The organism is Pseudomonas songnenensis (genome assembly GCF_003696315.1).
In the GTDB taxonomy this organism is placed as follows: Bacteria; Pseudomonadota; Gammaproteobacteria; order Pseudomonadales; family Pseudomonadaceae; genus Stutzerimonas; species Stutzerimonas songnenensis.
The window spans coordinates 326,671-343,277 of sequence record NZ_RFFN01000004.1; the positions used below are offsets into that span (position 1 = coordinate 326,671).

General features: G+C 60.5%; 14 protein-coding genes and 1 pseudogene. 6 read left to right on the forward strand and 9 right to left on the reverse strand.

Going from position 1 to position 16,607, the window contains the following annotated elements:
* Window positions 1-149: 149 nt before the first annotated feature.
* Together EA798_RS20980 and EA798_RS20985 are read right to left on the reverse strand one after the other, a co-directional pair.
* Window positions 150-1,034, reverse strand: coding sequence for a methyl-accepting chemotaxis protein (locus tag EA798_RS20980; RefSeq protein WP_376780554.1), 885 nt, complete (start codon window positions 1,032-1,034; stop codon window positions 150-152).
* A pseudogene (locus tag EA798_RS20985) lies at window positions 1,014-1,769 on the reverse strand (HAMP domain-containing protein); the annotation flags it as partial. The gene EA798_RS20980 and the pseudogene EA798_RS20985, both read right to left, overlap by 21 nt.
* 602 nt (window positions 1,770-2,371) lie before the next feature.
* Between EA798_RS20985 and galU the strand changes: the two are divergent.
* Window positions 2,372-3,211, forward strand: a complete 840-nt coding sequence (gene galU, locus EA798_RS13765) for a UTP--glucose-1-phosphate uridylyltransferase GalU (protein WP_015277032.1) — start codon at window positions 2,372-2,374, stop codon at window positions 3,209-3,211.
* A gap of 34 nt (window positions 3,212-3,245) precedes the next feature.
* Here the strand turns inward: galU and EA798_RS13770 are convergent, their stop codons facing one another.
* Window positions 3,246-3,668, reverse strand: a complete 423-nt coding sequence (locus EA798_RS13770; RefSeq protein ID WP_122099311.1) for a VOC family protein — start codon at window positions 3,666-3,668, stop codon at window positions 3,246-3,248.
* Between the two features lie 70 nt (window positions 3,669-3,738).
* Here EA798_RS13770 and gorA point away from each other — a divergent pair, with 70 nt between their 5' ends.
* Window positions 3,739-5,097 carry a glutathione-disulfide reductase gene (gene gorA, locus EA798_RS13775; RefSeq protein WP_122099312.1) on the forward strand — a complete coding sequence of 453 codons (1,359 nt, stop codon included), beginning with the start codon at window positions 3,739-3,741 and terminating at the stop codon, window positions 5,095-5,097.
* A 41-nt stretch (window positions 5,098-5,138) separates the two neighbouring features.
* Here gorA and EA798_RS13780 read toward each other — a convergent pair whose 3' ends face one another.
* The gene (locus EA798_RS13780; protein ID WP_122099313.1) at window positions 5,139-5,642 is read right to left on the reverse strand and encodes a copper chaperone PCu(A)C; all 504 of its coding nucleotides are present in this window, start codon (window positions 5,640-5,642) and stop codon (window positions 5,139-5,141) included.
* Between the two features lie 381 nt (window positions 5,643-6,023).
* On the opposite strand from EA798_RS13780, the gene EA798_RS13785 reads away from it, so the two are divergent.
* From EA798_RS13785 to EA798_RS13795, 3 genes are read left to right on the forward strand one after another with little or no spacing between them, the layout of a single operon-like run.
* Window positions 6,024-7,334, forward strand: coding sequence for a sialidase family protein (locus EA798_RS13785; protein WP_420849551.1), 1,311 nt, complete (start codon window positions 6,024-6,026; stop codon window positions 7,332-7,334).
* Window positions 7,334-7,951, forward strand: a complete 618-nt coding sequence (locus tag EA798_RS13790; RefSeq protein ID WP_122099314.1) for a hypothetical protein — start codon at window positions 7,334-7,336, stop codon at window positions 7,949-7,951. The genes EA798_RS13785 and EA798_RS13790 overlap by 1 nt, the downstream gene beginning before the upstream one ends.
* A gap of 40 nt (window positions 7,952-7,991) precedes the next feature.
* Entirely contained in the window at window positions 7,992-10,028 is a 2,037-nt protein-coding gene (locus EA798_RS13795; protein ID WP_122099315.1) for an LTA synthase family protein, read from the forward strand.
* A gap of 57 nt (window positions 10,029-10,085) precedes the next feature.
* Here EA798_RS13795 and EA798_RS13800 read toward each other — a convergent pair whose 3' ends face one another.
* Together EA798_RS13800 and EA798_RS13805 are read right to left on the reverse strand one after the other, a co-directional pair.
* Window positions 10,086-10,472, reverse strand: coding sequence for a diacylglycerol kinase (locus EA798_RS13800; protein ID WP_106154888.1), 387 nt, complete (start codon window positions 10,470-10,472; stop codon window positions 10,086-10,088).
* Window positions 10,473-10,766: 294 nt separating this feature from the next.
* Window positions 10,767-11,651, reverse strand: coding sequence for a helix-turn-helix domain-containing protein (locus tag EA798_RS13805; protein WP_122099316.1), 885 nt, complete (start codon window positions 11,649-11,651; stop codon window positions 10,767-10,769).
* Between the two features lie 368 nt (window positions 11,652-12,019).
* On the opposite strand from EA798_RS13805, the gene EA798_RS13810 reads away from it, so the two are divergent.
* Window positions 12,020-12,259: a DUF2790 domain-containing protein gene (locus EA798_RS13810; RefSeq protein WP_122099317.1), complete on the forward strand. Its 240-nt coding sequence runs from the start codon at window positions 12,020-12,022 to the stop codon at window positions 12,257-12,259.
* Between the two features lie 42 nt (window positions 12,260-12,301).
* Here the strand turns inward: EA798_RS13810 and EA798_RS13815 are convergent, their stop codons facing one another.
* The 3 genes from EA798_RS13815 to EA798_RS13825 all read right to left on the reverse strand — a co-directional run bounded on the left by EA798_RS13815 (window position 12,302) and on the right by EA798_RS13825 (window position 16,409).
* Window positions 12,302-13,354, reverse strand: coding sequence for a hypothetical protein (locus EA798_RS13815; RefSeq protein ID WP_122099318.1), 1,053 nt, complete (start codon window positions 13,352-13,354; stop codon window positions 12,302-12,304).
* A gap of 164 nt (window positions 13,355-13,518) precedes the next feature.
* Window positions 13,519-16,083: a DNA ligase D gene (gene ligD, locus EA798_RS13820; RefSeq protein ID WP_122099319.1), complete on the reverse strand. Its 2,565-nt coding sequence runs from the start codon at window positions 16,081-16,083 to the stop codon at window positions 13,519-13,521.
* A 29-nt stretch (window positions 16,084-16,112) separates the two neighbouring features.
* A complete protein-coding gene (locus EA798_RS13825; RefSeq protein WP_106158710.1) occupies window positions 16,113-16,409 on the reverse strand; it encodes a hypothetical protein in 297 nt (98 codons plus the stop codon).
* Window positions 16,410-16,607: the final 198 nt, after the last annotated feature.

Below are 16,607 nucleotides of genomic sequence, written 5' to 3' on the forward strand. Positions count from 1 at the left end.
GCGCGGATTATGGACGATTCGGTCCGGCGCGCCGACTGTCTCAGATCAAGAATAGCGCCCCGGTGGCACCCCGAGCCGCACCGTTGGGCGATTCGGGGTGTGGATCGGGCACCGTGCAAGCAGGGCGAGGAACGGCCTTGCCGCTGCGATCAGAGCTTGAACTGGCCGACCAGGCGGTTCAGTTCGGTGGCCAGACGCACCAGCTCATCGCTGATCTCGGAGGTCTGGGTCGCGTCAGTCGAGGTAGTGTCAGCGATGCGACTGATGGTCGAAATGTTGCGATTGATCTCTTCGGCAACTGCGCTTTGCTGTTCTGCGGCCGTGGCGATCTGCGTGTTCATCTCATTGATGGTGCCGACTTCTGTGGCTATCAAACCAAGGCTTTGTGCGGCCTTTTCGACACACTGCGACCCCGAGCGCGCACGCAGTTGCGCTTCCTTCATCGCTTGCACCGCATTGCGTACACCGCTTTGCAGCTGTTCGATCATCGCCTGAATTTCTTCGGTCGATTTCTGCGTACGCGAGGCGAGGGTGCGCACCTCATCGGCCACCACGGCAAAGCCGCGACCTTGCTCGCCGGCGCGCGCCGCTTCGATGGCGGCATTAAGGGCGAGCAGGTTGGTCTGTTCGGCGATGCCGTTGATCACACCGAGCACCATGTCGATGCTGGCACTGTCGCTTTCGACCCGCTGGATGACTTGCGCTGCTTTCTCGATTTCGGCGATCAGTGATTCGATGCCGTCGAGCGCTTCGGTCGCTACCTTCACGCCGGCCTTGGACTCGGTATCGGCTCCGGTGGACGCCGTAGCGGTCTGGTTGGCGTTGCGCGCCACTTCCTGCACCGTTGCACTCATCTCGTTCATCGCCGAGGCGACCATATCGGTCTCGCTGCGCTGTTCATTGACTGCCGCCAGGGTCTTCTCCGCCACATGGGAGACGCGCTCGGAGACGTCGGTCAGCTGATGAGTGACCCCGGCGACGGCTTCCAGGCTGTGACGGAACTTGCCGATCATGCGGTTGAAGGCATCGCCCATGGCGCCGATCTCGTCCTTGGCACCGATCGCCACGCTGCGGCTCAGGTCTTCATCTTCGGCCATCGCATTCATGGTATGCCGCATGGCGTTGATGCGACGGATGATCACGTGGCGCACCGTCATGCACATGACCACCACGCCAATGACCAGCAGCAGCAGCTGGATGGCGCCGCTGATCATGATGTTGCGGTCGACCTCCTGATCCAGTGCCTTGAGGTCATAGCTGATGCGCACCGCACCCATGACCGCGTTTTCGGCGACCTGGTGGCAGGTCAGGCAGTTGGTTCCACGGTAGTCCGCGTGGGCAAGGATCGGATTGATGACGGTAAGCACACGGCCGCCGCTCCGCTTGTTGACTTCGATGATGCCTTCGCCGCTCAACGCTCGACGATCCAGGGCGTCGACGGGAGCCTGGTGGTCGAAGCCCGGACCGAACACCTTGGTGATCTCGTCGCTGCGGATGATGCGGGCGTCGATCACACCCGGCCGGGCGAGGATCTTGTTTCGCAACACCTCGCGCTGCGCCATGGTGCCGGTGAGCATCATGGTGTTGATGCTATCGAAATAGGAGTCGGCGGCATCCTTGGTCTGTTGCTCCACTACCTGCAACACCAAGCGCTTTTCCGTACTGGCGGCTATGAACAGCGAGGCGGACATGATCGCCACCAGCACCAGTACCAGGGCCAGATTGATTTTGGTCTGCACGGACATTTGTCGAGAGGCGGAGCTGTTCATGTTTTTCCTTAGCACTACTTGCCACGCGGAAGGTAGCGGTCACTGCACTCTTGTTTTGTTGGTTTCCCACGACGACGCAGCAACGAGCTGGGCGATCTGAAGTTCGTATCGGCTAACGGCGGGGATTCTTGAAACCCGAACCTGGTAGTAGCCTTGCGCCATTATGGAGCGCGCTATGGTATTGCTTTCCGAGGAAGGTGAACCGCATCGCTCGACCAATGACTGAGCAAATGCAGCTTTCACTGACTCAGGTCATGAGTTCGAGGGCAGGGGAGCGAGCTCTGTTGGCATCTTGCTGTAACCGCGCACTGGTAAAGAACAGAAGCGGCGCCATGCGTCACAGCGGTGCAAAGGGGTATGAGACATAGCGCCGCTTTACAGAATGACAAAGCGATATTAGCGTTGCCGACCCGTCTGGCAGGCGATTCGGAATGACGTCACTGAACGGGCATCTTTTCTGCATTCACCCATTGCGCTCGCTGCGAACCCCTATGGAAAACGATGGTCGTAGGCTCTACGCCGGCAAGACCGGGCAACACCGCAAGGCAGCTGCTGAACCGTCAAGCAGTGCATCGACTGGAACCTTCATCTCAAGGACTCACATGATCAAAAAATGCCTTTTCCCCGCTGCCGGATATGGCACACGTTTTCTCCCCGCAACCAAGGCCATGCCCAAGGAAATGCTGCCGGTGGTGAACAAGCCGCTGATTCAGTACGGGGTTGAAGAGGCACTGGCGGCTGGGCTCAACCAGATCGCGATCGTTACCGGGCGAGGCAAGCGCTCGCTTGAAGACCATTTCGACATCAGCTACGAGCTGGAACACCAGATCCGCAACACCGACAAGGAAAAGTACCTGGTCGGTATTCGCCGGCTGATCGACGAGTGCAGCTTCTCCTATACCCGTCAGGTGGAAATGAAGGGGCTGGGGCATGCGATTCTCAGCGGCCGTCCGTTGATCGGCGACGAGCCGTTCGCCGTGGTGCTGGCGGACGACCTGTGCATCAACCTGGACGGCGATCCCGTGCTGGCGCAGATGGTCAAGCTGTACAACCAGTTCCGTTGCTCGATCGTGGCGATTCAGGAAGTACCGCCGGAAGAGACCAGCAAGTACGGCGTAATCGCCGGCGAGATGATCCGCGATGACATCTACCGCGTGAGTCACATGGTCGAAAAACCCAAGCCCGAAGATGCGCCGTCCAACATGGCGATCATCGGCCGCTACATCCTTACTCCGGACATCTTCGACCTGATCGAGCAGACGGAGCCGGGCAAGGGCGGCGAGATCCAGATCACCGATGCGCTGATGCGTCAGGCTCAGGATGGCTGCGTACTCGCATACAAGTTCAAAGGCCAGCGCTTCGACTGCGGTAGTGCCGAGGGCTACATCGCCGCAACCAACTTCTGCTACGAGCACTTCTACCTTACCGGTAAGGCGTTCTGAACAAACTGGGCCACCTTCGGGTGGCCCAGTCGTTTCAGGGCAGCGGCATGTCTTCTGCGCCCGGGCCCAGCGGCTGGCCGAAACTGAACTCGACATAGTTGCCCGCCGGGTCGCGCAGCCCGCAGTAATAGCCCACCGGATAGGGTTCGTCGCGTGGCTCCCATATAAGACAGCCGGCATCGCGTGCGCGGTCTGCAATCTCATCGACCTCCTCACGACTGGCTAGCGCAAAACCGAAATGACTGTAGTCGTTTGCCGGCAGCGCTCGATCGATGCCGCCAGGCATCATCACGAAAATGAACTCGCGTTCCTTTCCGGGCTCCGCCATCCAGACGATTCGCGAGCCCTTGCCAGGGCGCTCATGAAACACCTGCATGCCGCAGAACTGCTCATAGAAGGTGATACAGGCGTCCAGATCAGGCACATGCAGCGCGAGGTGGGTGAGGGTGGGGCGCATGGGGCACTCCTTCGGTGAACCAGAGCGATTGCGTGGGTTATGCTGTCGCTACAGAAGGAGACAACATTACATGGCTTACGACTTCGATCTATTCGTCATCGGCGCAGGTTCCGGTGGTGTGCGTGCGGCGCGGTTCGCTGCGGGTTTTGGTGCCAGGGTGGCCGTTGCCGAAAGTCGCTATCTGGGTGGCACCTGCGTCAATGTCGGCTGCGTGCCGAAGAAGCTGCTGGTCTACGGTGCACACTACGCTGAGGACATCGGTCAGGCGCAGGGTTACGGATGGACCATCGATGGTGCGACCTTCGACTGGAAAACTCTGATCGCCAACAAGGACCGTGAGATCCAGCGTCTGAACGGCATCTACCGCAGCATCCTGGTGGACAGCGGCGTAACTCTTCTGCAGGCGCATGCGCGACTGGTCGACGCGCATACCGTCGAGGTCGAAGGCAAACGCTATAGCGCCGAGCATATCCTGATCGCCACCGGCGGCTGGCCGCACGTTCCGGAAATCGCTGGTCGCGAATATGCCATTACGTCCAACGAGGCGTTCTATCTCGAATCCCTGCCGCGCCGGGTGCTGGTCGTCGGTGGCGGCTACATCGCCGTTGAATTCGCCTCGATCTTCCATGGCTGCGGTGCGGATACCACGTTGCTATATCGCGGCGAGCTGTTCTTGCGCGGTTTCGATGGCTCGCTTCGCGACCACCTGAAGGACGAGATGATCAAGAAGGGCGTGGACCTGCAATTCAACGCCGACATCGTACATATCGACAAGCAGGCCGATGGCAGCCTGCTCGCGACGCTGGAAGACGGCCGCACCCTGGAGGCGGACTGCATCTTCTACGCGACGGGCCGCCGTCCAATGCTGGACAACCTGGGGCTGGAGCAGGCCGGCGTCGCGCTGGACGCCCGAGGTTTTATCGCCGTCGACGATGAGTACCGCACCTCGGTGTCTTCCATTCTGGCAATCGGTGACGTGATCGGTCGCATCCAGCTGACGCCGGTGGCATTGGCCGAAGGCATGGCGGTCGCGCGCCGGCTGTTCAAGCCCGAGCAATACCGCAAGGTGGACTACGCAACCATCCCCACCGCCGTATTCAGCCTGCCGAACATGGCAACAGTCGGCTTGACCGAAGAGGAGGCGCGCGAGAAGAGCTACCAGGTCACCATCTTCGAAAGTCGCTTCCGACCGATGAAGCTGACCATGACCGATAGCCTGGAGCGCAGTTTGATGAAGCTGGTGGTGGACGCGAAAACCGACCGTGTACTCGGCTGCCATATGGCCGGGCCGGAGGCCGGCGAGATCATACAGGGGCTGGCCGTGGCGCTGAAGGCGGGCGCTACCAAGCAGGTGTTCGACGAAACCATGGGTATCCATCCGACGGCGGCCGAAGAGTTCGTCACCATGCGTACGCCGGCCGCCATCTGAGGACAGGTAGGCGTGCTGCCTTGCGCAGCACGCCGCTCGACTCAGTGATGATGACCGGTTGCGGTATTGCCGGATGCCGGCGCATCGACCTCGATGCTCACCTCGGTAGTAATCTCGGCACCGCTTTCGAACTGCAGGGTCACCGGGAAACTCTCGCCGGCAACTAGGGGCTGCTTCAGTCCGAACAGCATTACGTGGTTCCCGCCCGGCTTGAATTCCACCTTGCCGGCCGCCGGTACCTCCACCGAATCGATCTGCTGCATCTTCATCATGTCGCCCTGGTGCACATGGGTGTGCAGCTCGGTCTTATCTGCCCGCGACGTCTGCGCTCCGATCAGGCGTTGAGGTTGCTGACCGCGATTTTCCAGAACGAAATAGACCGCCCCGGTGGGCGCGGTCGGCGGCATCGCGCGCGACCAAGCCTGGCTGATGGCGAGTTCAGGCGCCGCTTGTACAGCGGTTTGGTGGTCGTGGTTATGTTCCTGCGCAACGGCAGTCAGGCAGAGCGCCGCGACAGAGCCGGCAGCCAGTAAGCGAAGCAGCATGACAAAACTCCAGTTCCATTGAGATTGCGCCATATTACGCCGCTCAAGCCGCAGCGGTACTCGCAAACGCTCTGGCGACTGCTGAGCAGGCTTTAGCAGCCAGCATCGGCGGGTGCGGTGCGTCGATTTGCCACAGGTGCACCAGTCACACTATATTGCGACGCCGCGGTCTATCCACACCTTGGCCGCCTGAGGCGTTGCATCGTTGCGCTGGGTGTTCCGCTCGCCCATGATCCGGCGGCGCTCGATTCGGCGCTCCCATTCTGCAAGTCGAGCAAGCCCCTTGTAGAAACCAGTCTGCACACTTCTTTCACCTCGGTCCTGATGGGGACATACCTCGGTTGTTTTTCGCGATCCCGCGAGACGGCGACGAGTGTTTATATGGATATGGTTTCTATGGGCTCTGGAAAATCGCGGTTTTTTGTATCTTGTCTCGGTGCAGCTGTTCTCGTTTCCATTTTCACCGTTAGCTGGTGGCTACATCCGAACCGTGCAGTCTCCGGCTTTGCAGTAGCCGCTGGTTCCGTTGTTTTGCCGGGCGCCACAACCCCGTTCTACAGCACCCGCTTTGCATCTTCCGATCTCGACGAGTTCGTGCATGCGTCATCAGTGACATCGCTTCCAGATGGCGGGTTGATGGCCGTCTGGTTCGCAGGTTCGCGCGAGGGCGCCGCGGACGTCCAGATCCGTGGAGCACGCTATGACGCTCTGGCGGCGGAGTGGGGTGAAGAACTGGTCCTGGCAACCCGTGAATCGACCCAACAAGCCACCCGCAAGCACATACGCAAACTGGGCAATCCGGTCATCGCCCTGGCTCCAGACAACAGGCTGTGGCTTTTCTATGTGTCCGTATCCATTGGCGGCTGGGCTGGCAGTGCCATCAACACCATGTATTCGGATGACTTTGGCGAAAGCTGGTCAACGCCCAGGCAACTGATCACCACGCCGTTCCTGAACATCAGCACACTGGTGCGCAACGCCCCGGTATTTCATCGCGACGGCACCATTGGTCTACCGGTCTATCACGAGTTCCTCGGCAAGTTCGCCGAGTACCTTTACATCAGCCCAACCGGCGATGTGGTCGGTAAGAGCCGAATCAGCATGGGCACCGATTCGCTGCAGCCCACGGTAGTGCCGATGGACGAGCAGAACGCCATCGCAATGCTGCGTTACGCAGGTGTGACACATCACCGTGTGCTGGCCAGCCGCACCGAGGATGCCGGCAGGACCTGGAGCAAGCCTTTCCCCATTGATCCGGCCAATCCCAACTCGGCACTCGCGGCAGTGGCCACACCGAATCACGGGCTGCTGGTCGCATTGAACGATCTTGAGGACGGCCGCTTCCGCCTTCGCCTGATGGAAACCAACTCCAGCCTCGAACTCTGGAAGCCGGTAATCGATCTGGACGAGTCTCCCGATCCGGAAGGCAATCCGTTCAGCCCGCAGGCCTATCGGGAAATCATCGGCGACAAGTTCCGTCTCTCCAGCGGGCCGCGCCGTCTCTCGCTGGTGGATGAGTTTCTGACGAACCTTGACCAGCGCGTTTGCAAGACACACGGCTGCGACTTCGAATACGAATATCCCTATTTCATCCGGAGTGCCGACGGCCTGTACCACCTGGTTTATTCCTGGAACAACACGTTTATCAAACACGTCAGCTTCAATGATGCCTGGCTAATGGAGCAGCTCTGATGCCTGGACTCTGGCAAGCGCATCTGACCTTTGCGCTATTTGCATTCGTTGTTCTTCCCGGCTTTGGCCTCGGCCGGCTTGCCCAGGGGCTTGTTTTGCTGCTTCTTCTGGCGGTCAGCTTCGTTAGCGTGGATGGGCTTTCCCTTGCTGCGTACATGCGCAGTTTCACCGAGGACGTCGCAATCACGACGCTGGTGGCGCTGGCTTTCTTCGCTGCGCTGCGCATGGGCCTGCTGGACGCGCCCAGTCACAGTGCTCGCGTACAGCTACTGATCGTGATGGCGGCGCTGGCGCTGTTTCTGTATCCGGCAACGATGGGGCTTTCCCACCTGGATCCCTATCAATTGGGCTACGACCCGCGGCCTTTGATTGTGACTGTGGGCGTGCTGGCCTTTGGGCTGCTGCTGCTGAAGAACTGGCAGGGGGTGAGCATGCTCGGTCTTGCCACCCTGGCGTTCAGCCTCGGGCTCAAGCCTTCGCCTAACTATTGGGACTATCTGCTCGACCCGTTCATCGCCTTGTTCAGCTGCGCCGCGTTGATCGGCTATGCAGTCAGGGTAGTCGCACGCAAGGCAACGAAGGCATCGCAACAACTGAATCAGCCGACGAGCCTGTGATGGTCGGGCTGCGCTATTTGACGATTCGAGGAATGGAATGATGGGTTGGGTTCGCTCGCGGCGGTTGCACTACTGGCTCGGTGCGGTCGGGATTCTGTTCCTCACGCTGGCCGTGTTGCGCGGGATCTTCTTCGTTGGCTTCTCGGGTTTCGAGGCCAGCGCGCTAGGTGATGTCGACGCCGTGCCGGAAACGCTGGGCATCGGCCTGCGCTTCGACCTTCGCCTGGCCATCCTGCTGATGCTGCCAATTGCCTTGCTGGCGTGGCTGCCCAAATGGAACCTGACCCGCTCGCGAACCCTTCGTTGGCTTGCGCGCCTTTATCTCGCGCTGGCGCTCGGAGCGGTGCTGCTGGTCTACATCATCGATTTCGGCCATTACGCCTACCTGGGCGTGCGCATCAACGCCACGGTGTTGCGCTTTCTCGAAGATGCACAGATTTCGACCGACATGGTCTGGCAAACCTATCCGGTGGTCTGGATCACCCTCGGCTGGGCTGCCGCCACTGCTCTGGTCTGGTGGCTGCTGCTGCGTATCGAGCGTGTCACGCTGGATCGCCCGGCAAGACCCATCAGCCGCCTTTCGCTGATCTGGGGCAGCGCTTTGATGGTGGCCGCCGTCTTCGTCGCAATTCTGGGCCGCGTCGATAACATCAACCTGGAAAATCCGGTGCCGTTGCGTTGGAGCGATGCGTTCTTCTCCGGCGACAACCAGATTGCCGCGCTCGGCCTTAACCCGGTTATCTTCCTCTACGACACCCTGAAAGTGCCGAACCAGCCATACGATCGAAAGCAGGTCGAGGCTCACTACGATGTCGTCAGCCGCTACCTGAGTGTCGACCAGCCTGATGCGAAATCGCTGAATTTCAGCCGGGAGCAGGGCGCCCAGCCCTATGCACTTGCCGACAAGCGACCAAACGTCGTCTTCGTCATGCTCGAATCGCTGGGAACCAGTGCCGTGGGTGCGTATGGCAACCCGCTGAATCCAACGCCCAACATCGATCGACTGGCCCAGCAGAGCTGGTTCTTCAAGAACTTCTACGTGCCCGTGACGGGCACGGCGAAAACGGTCTGGGCCAGCATCTCCGGCGTGCCCGACGTATCACGTCAGGAAACTGCAACGCGTAACCCACTGATTACCCGCCAGCACAGTCTGATCAACGCGCTGCAGGGGTACGACAAGTACTACATGATCGGCGGCAACTCCGGCTGGGCGAACATGAATGCGCTGATTCGCCAAAGCATCGACGACGTTCAGCTGTACGAAGAGCGCCACTGGAAATCGCCGATGGTCGATGTATGGGGCGTGTCGGATCTGGATCTGTTCAAGGAAAGCGACCGGATATTGCGTGAACAGGGGGAGGGCAGGCCTTTCTTCGCCTACATCCAGACGGCGGGTAACCACCGGCCATTCACCATTCCCAAACAGAACGACGGTTTCGAAGTACGCGATCTGCCGCTAGAGACCGTGCAAGGCGCCGGCTCCCGCAGCCTGGCGCAATACAACGCGGTCCGACTTCTGGACTTCAACATCGGGCGCCTGATGGAAATCGCGCAGGAAGGCGGCTGGTATGACAACACCATCTTCGTGATGTTTGGCGACCACAACACTCGCATCAGCCAGATACCGCACATGCCGCCGGCGTTCGAAAAGCTGGGCCTGGAGAGCAATCATGTCCCATTGTTGATCCACGCCCCGAAGCTCCTGGAGCCACGCGTGATCGAAGAGGCCGTGGGGCTCGCCGACCTGCTGCCGACGGTGCTGGGCATGGCGGGAATGGAATACCGCAATGGCGCGATGGGTCGCGATATCCAGCAGCCGGCACCTGAAGGCGAGCGGGTTGTTCCGCTTGTTCTGCGAGAAGGAACGTTTCCGCTTATCGGCGGTGTTACCAAGGACTTCCTGTTGCAGATGCAGCACGACGGCAGCCAGCCGAGCCTGCATGACATCGCCTCAGCGGAGCCACTGGTCGACGTCGCCGAGCAATACCCTGAAGAGTTCCAGCGGCTGGTCAAGCTGACACGGGGGCTTCACGAGACGTCGCGGCTGATGCTCTATCAGAACGTCAGGAAAGACTGAGGCCGTCGGGGCTGATGGCAAGCGGCGGGATGCCAATGCGCAAGGTCCCGCCGCGGCTCAATAGAGGATCATCACCCAGGTTACCGCCACGATGACAAGAGACAGCAGCTGGGCGGCGCTGCCCATGTCTTTTGCATTCTTGGACAAGGGGTGGAGCTCATAGGAAATTCGGTCGATGGTTGCTTCGATCGCGGAATTCACCAGCTCGATAACCAGCGTCAGCAGCGGCACAATGACCAGTAGCACGCGTTCTATCCGGCTTACCTCGAAGGTGAACGCCAGAGGGATCAGTACGGCGTTCAACAGCAGCAGCTGGCGAAAGGCAGCTTCACCGACTACCGCGGCGCGAATGCCTGCAATGGAATAGCCAAGCGCTCTGAGGATCCTCTTCAGACCTTGATGCCCTTTGAGTGATTGCGCGTTAAGGTCTTCAATGCTGCTCATATCGGTCTTCCTGACGAAGTGGGCAGCAGTATAAACAGCTGCAGGGCTCCAATGGCAGGCGAGCCAATTCGCATCAAACGCGCAGCCCGAGCATTGCGATAGCCGACGATAGCAAATCGGCTGAGCCGAAGGGCAAGCGGAACGTAGCGGTTAACGGTACTTGAGCGCTCACCAAGCAAAGTACGTAAATACGCTATTTAACATAATATAGATTATGCGAAGTAAGACGTTGCATGATGAGGGGCTCTTCTTGTCCCTGGTCAGCCTCCATCCCGCTACAAATGGTGCTGGCTGCTATTTCGCCCCACGAAACGCAGCGCGAAATTCGCTGGGTTTGATACCGGCCTGCTTTCTGAAGAACCGGCTGAAATACGCAGCGTCTCCGTAGCCGAGTTCATGAGCGATCTGCTGGATATCCAGCGCGGTGTACGCGAGTTGTCGTTGTGCTTCGCGCACGATTCGCTCGTTGATCACGGCTGTCGGTGATTCGCCGAGTTCTTCGCGGCAGGCTCGGCCCAGTGTGGCCGGCGTGACGCCTAGTGCTTCGGCGTACAGGGTAAGCGGCCAATGCTGCTTGAACTTCTGGTCAACCAGATCGCGAAACTGCCCAAGCAGTGTCGATCGTCTGCTGTTGGCTGGCCTGACGGGCACTGCCGGCTGTTCCAGACGCGTGATCTTTACCAGCAAGGCGATCAGCAATGCATGTCCGGCAGCCACGTTGCCGCGCTCCTGGCCTTGCGCTTCGCTTTGGATCATCTGAATCAGCGGCCAGATGGGCTCCGTGCCGTCTGTATTCCATGGCAAGGGAATCACCGTCGGACGTTGCATCAATGCCAGCAGATCGCCGGACAGGATGCGTGCCATGGACTCTAATGGGCGCTGCGCCGCGGTGATGACCGGCCCGTCTGTTTCCCCGCTGTAGCGAAAGGCATGCACGGTACGTTGCGGCAGCAAGATCAGGCACGGTGCATGAAACGCCATACGGCTGTTTTCCAATGACACTTCGCCCTCGCCGCTACGAACGTAAACGACCTGCAACAGTGAGTCATGTTGGTGTGGCCTGATCTCACGATGATGCATGTCGCCGCGATCGCTGATCCATTCCAGGTGCAACAGGTCCTGCCAAGCTGGCAGCGCCGCCTGCCCGTACAGGGCGTAATTGGGAATGCGTTTGCTCATGGTGGCCAAGGAGCCGAAGTGACCTCAATGCACTGATTGTCCTGGTGCTTGTTGAATTTGTCACATGCGGCTGTCGTTAAATGTCAGTCCTGTGGCAACAGGTGCTGGCGACGCCCTCTCCTCTCGAGCTGACTTCATCGCTGGACGCTGCGAAGCGCTTTTTCACTGCCTCTGCGCGCTAGCCGCGGGCGCACGGCGTTCAGTTCTCGCTTATTGACTGAGTACTTCGTTGGCCCTGTCCACCTTCAGGCTGCCTGCCTCGTGGCAGCCGCGTTTATTTTGACGCCTGCCGGTCGGCGGCGCCGTTTTGCATGGTCTGTCAGCCTGTCGATCCGTCGCAGCTGCACAGGCCCTTCTGGAGGTTACCCGTGAAAAGACTGAACCTGATCTGGATTGCCGGTCTGGCCCTCAGCGCCCAGTGGGCGTATGCCGATGAACCCAAGTCCTACCAGTACGGCGACAAACTGGACATCGCCAAGGTGGTGTCGATGGAAGTCCCGGCAGGTGGTTGCGAAATCGTGCAGGCCAGGATGATCTACGTGGATTCCAAGGGCGAAACCCACGAAACCACCTACCTGCGTCAGGGTCCGGACTGCATAGACCACTGAAAACGCAGTGTGACCGCCAATCGGTTGCGCCCGCTAAGGCCCTCAGTACCGCTGGGTGATCGACGCGCTATTGCCGGTGCCGTTCTGGATGATGGCAGTGGCGGTCGCCTGCTGATAGTCGAATTGCGTCGTCTGGTTCAGCACCGCAACGTTGCCATCGCCGGTCTGGGTGATTGACGCGGTGCTGTAGGCGGTGTGCTGCACCACATCGATTTCGTTGGCCGAACCGTTCTGAGCGATGTCGAGCACTGGGCCGTCAAAGCTCTGGTTGATGTTGACGCGGTTGTCGTTGCCAACCGAATGGCCTCGGATGATTCCGTCACGGGTCGTCTGCCGTGCGTTCAGTACGTTGCCGCTACCCTCCTGGGCGAACGTGAAACTGCTGAAACCGGCCCATTGCGTAACCTGCGCACGGTTAGCGCTGCCGAGCTGTGTCAGCTCGACCTCGCCGATGTAATACCGCCCACCTTGCTGATTGACCGCTACTTCATTCGACCCGCCGTCCTGATACACCGCGACCGATCCGCCATAGGGCAGGAAACCCTGCTCGATCGTGATCCGGTTGTTGTCGCCGAACTGCTCGGCGATGGCACCGCCGGCCCACTCCTGACTGATCTCGGTCAGGTTGTTCGAGCCAACGGAGCGGCTGTCACTCTGGTTCATGTAGCTCAGCTGTCGGACCCGGTGAACGTTGCCCGCTCCCTCCTGGCGGATGTTCGCCTGTGCGCCATTGCCATCTGTCTGAACAACCTCGGCGAGGTTCTCCGTGCCGAGCTGCACGACAGACGCCGAGTGCCCGAAGTTGGAATCGCCTAGCTGAAAGACGCTCGCCTGGTTGGACCATCCGCTCTGGAGCACGTCAGTCTGATTGCCGAAATTGAACTGGTTCGTCTGCGCCAGGTTGTCGCCGCCGTCCTGCACGACTCGTGAAAGATTGCCATCTCCTTGCTGCATCTGACTTGCTGAGTTCGGACCGTTCTGCTCGAGAACAATCTCGTTGTTATTACCAGTCTGGGTAGTGATGGCCTGAGCCAGGGCCAGCCCCGGCAACGAGCCGAGCAGGATGCTGGCGATCAGCGATTTATGCGCGAACATACGGAACACTCCTTTGACGTATTGTTGTTGGCCGACTTCATGCTGGCCTTCTTGGTGCGTCCCTCGCCTTTGCCTCTCCTGAACAGATCGACTGTTTGCCTGGGGTGACCGTGCGGGTCTCCTATTGGATGCAGCCAGAGCCGTGAACAGACGGATGACGGCGGTTAATGCGTCATGCCCAACCGCTCACGAATTTCATTGGTCAGCCGCTGCCGGGTTTTACCGATGCTGGCCCATGGGTCGTCGTCGCCGAGTTCATGTAGGCGCTCCAGCAGGTTGCGAACGGTCCACAGGTTGGCGCCCTTAAGATCAGCCAGCTCTTCGCGGTGGATGGGCACGGAAACCGGCAGCCCCTCGCGGGCTCGCACCGAATAAGGCGCTACGGTGCTGGCACCGCGGCTGTTGCGCAGGTAATCGATGAAGATGCGCCCGACCCGGTTCTTCGGGCCGCTGACCGCCGAGAAGTGTGATGGCAGGAGTTTCGCCAGGTACCTGGCGATGGCTTGGCTGAAGCTTTTAACCTCCGTCCAATCGTGCACCCGGTCCAGCGGTACGACGATATGCAGGCCCTTGCCCCCGCTGGTCTTGAGAAACGATGCGAGGCCGATCTCGTCGAGCAGCGTCTGAGTCAGCTGGGTCGCTTCGATCATGCGCTTCCACGGCAAGGCCGGGTCCGGGTCGAGGTCCAGCACGAAGCGATCCGGGTGTTCCAGGTCGGGCGCAACGGCGTTCCAGCAGTGCAGCTCGATGGTGCCCATCTGCGCTGCGCCTACCAGCGCCTCGGCGCTGTCGATCACCAGCAGCGCTCCATGCGTCGGATCGAGTGCCGGGTCCAGTTGGGTGATATGCGGAATGGCCAGCTTGTCGGCGTGCTTCTGGAAGAATAGCTCGCCGCTGATGCCTTCCGGCGCGCGGACCAGCGCCAGCGGCCGGTTATGCAGCTGCGGCAGCACCCAGGGCGCGATCTGCGCATAGAAGCGGGCCAGCTCGATCTTGGTGATGCCACTGCTGGGGTCGATGACCCGTTCGGGGTTGGAAATCTTGATCCGGCCGCTGCCGATGGAGTCGGCCTGGCGCCCTGCGCCCGACTTTACCGGACTGGCGACTGGCTTGGCCCGTTCATGGGTAATCGCCTCGGCCGGCTTGTCGGTGCGCAAGCCATGGAACACCGAATGGCGGACCACCCCCTGGCGGGTCATTTCGGCGTAGGCGACTTCGCACATCAGCTCGGGTTTGAGCCACTGCGCGCCGCGCACGTCGGCCGCAGGTGCAGCCTTGGCCAGTGGACTCCTGTCGGTTTCCAGCTTCTTCAGTTGCGTGTGCAGGCTTTTCAGCGTGGCCTGATTGAAACCGGTGCCAACCTTCCCCGCGTAAAGCAGTTTGCCCTTCTCGTCATGCAGCCCGAGCAATAACGCGCCGAAGCCGGTACGGGTCCCCTTGGGCTGGGTGTAGCCAACTATGATGAATTCCTGGCGATTGCTGCACTTTATCTTGACCCAGCTGCTGCTGCGTTTTGACGTGTAGCTGCTGCCGGCGCGCTTGCCTATCAATCCTTCGAGCTTCATCTGGCAGGCGCTTTCGAGAATGCTGTCCGGCTGCTCGGTGAAATCCTCGGAGAAACGCAGCAGCTCGCTGTCACTGCGTCCCAGCACCTCACGCAGGGCCGCGCGGCGCTGCTCCAGGGCCACCTCGCGCAGATCCATGCCGTTCAGGTAGGGCAGATCGAAGAGGTAATAAAGAATGCTGCCGCTGCGCCCGGCTTCGAACGCGTTCTGCAGGGCCTGGAAGTCCGGCGTGCCCTCCTCGTTCGGTACCACCATCTCGCCATCCAGCCAGCCCGATTCGAGCCCGAGCCCCGCAAGCGCCGCGGCCTGCTGTGGCATCTTCGCCGTCCAGTCATGGCCGTTGCGGGTGAACAGTTTGACCTCGCCGGCATCGATGCGCGCGAGCATTCGGTAGCCGTCGAATTTGATCTCGTAGCACCAGTCACCCGCCGGTACTGCATCGACCAGCGTGGCCAGCTGCGGCTTGAAGCTCGCCGGCAACTCGGCCGGAATCGCGCCTTCGAGCGTTACCTCGGCTGTCGGCTTGCGTGCAGCGGGTTTTCTGGGCGGCGTCTTGACCGGCTTGGGCGGTGACTCGGCAACCCCTGCCTTCGCTCCGCGCTTGCGCGGTACCAGCGTGCGGTCGCTGAGCACGCTATCCGGCTCGGCGGCGACGATGTCGTACTCGCCCTCTTCGCGCGCCGCCTCGTCGCGGGACTTGATAAGGAACCACTGTTCCTTCTTCCCATCCATCTGCGTGCGCACCAGATTCCAACTGCCGGCGAGCTTTTCGCCCTCAAGCGCAAACTTGAGCTTGCCCTTGCGATACCCCTCTCGTGGATCGCCCTCGGGTGTCCACACGCCACGATCCCAGACGATCACGTCCCCTGCACCGTAATGTCCCGCCGGAATGCTGCCCTCGAACGTGGCGTATTCCAGCGGATGATCCTCCACATGCACGGCCAGCCGGCGCACGCTCGGGTCGAGGCTGGGGCCCTTGGGGATGGCCCAACTCTTCAGCGTGCCGTCCAGTTCCAGGCGGAAGTCGTAATGCAGACGCGTGGCGTCGTGCTTCTGGATGCAGTACTGCAGCGCCTGGCTCTTGCGCGACTTGGGCCGCGCCTTGCCGGCGGGCTCGGGCGTGGCGGCGAAGTCACGCATGCGTTGGTAGTCTTCGAGCGCCATGGCCGGCCTCCGCGCGACTTCGCTGGTGGCTATTCCAGCTTCCCGGCGTCAGTGGACGTATCGTTGGGGCCGCCCGGGGCCGAGTGCCGGGCAGGGTCCGTCGAGTCCTCGTCACTGTCCGGCTGCGGAGCCACGAGTCGGCCATCTTCGGTCACCGTGCGGCCCTGATGATCCTTGCGGGTTTCGACCTCTTCCTGTGGCGTGGGATTACCCATCGGACTAGGACGTGAACCGGTATCGTCCCTTGGCGTGCCAGCCGGAAACTGGGCCATGCTCGGCGTCGCGAACAGCGCGCTGAGGGTTGCCGCGAGCATCAGTCTTTTCATCTCGAATCTCCGCTGGGCTACGTACTTAATTTGGTCATCCGCCGCTGCTATGAGTTCAGCTAACGGCGTCACAGCCAGAGCGGGCGTTCCGATAAGCGGCACTGTTCAAAGGGCCCTTCGTAGAGCCTTCGCAAGGCTTAATCCGCCGAGTGGACGTATTGCCGCATTTACATCTGGACGGTCACTGCTACGGTTGAA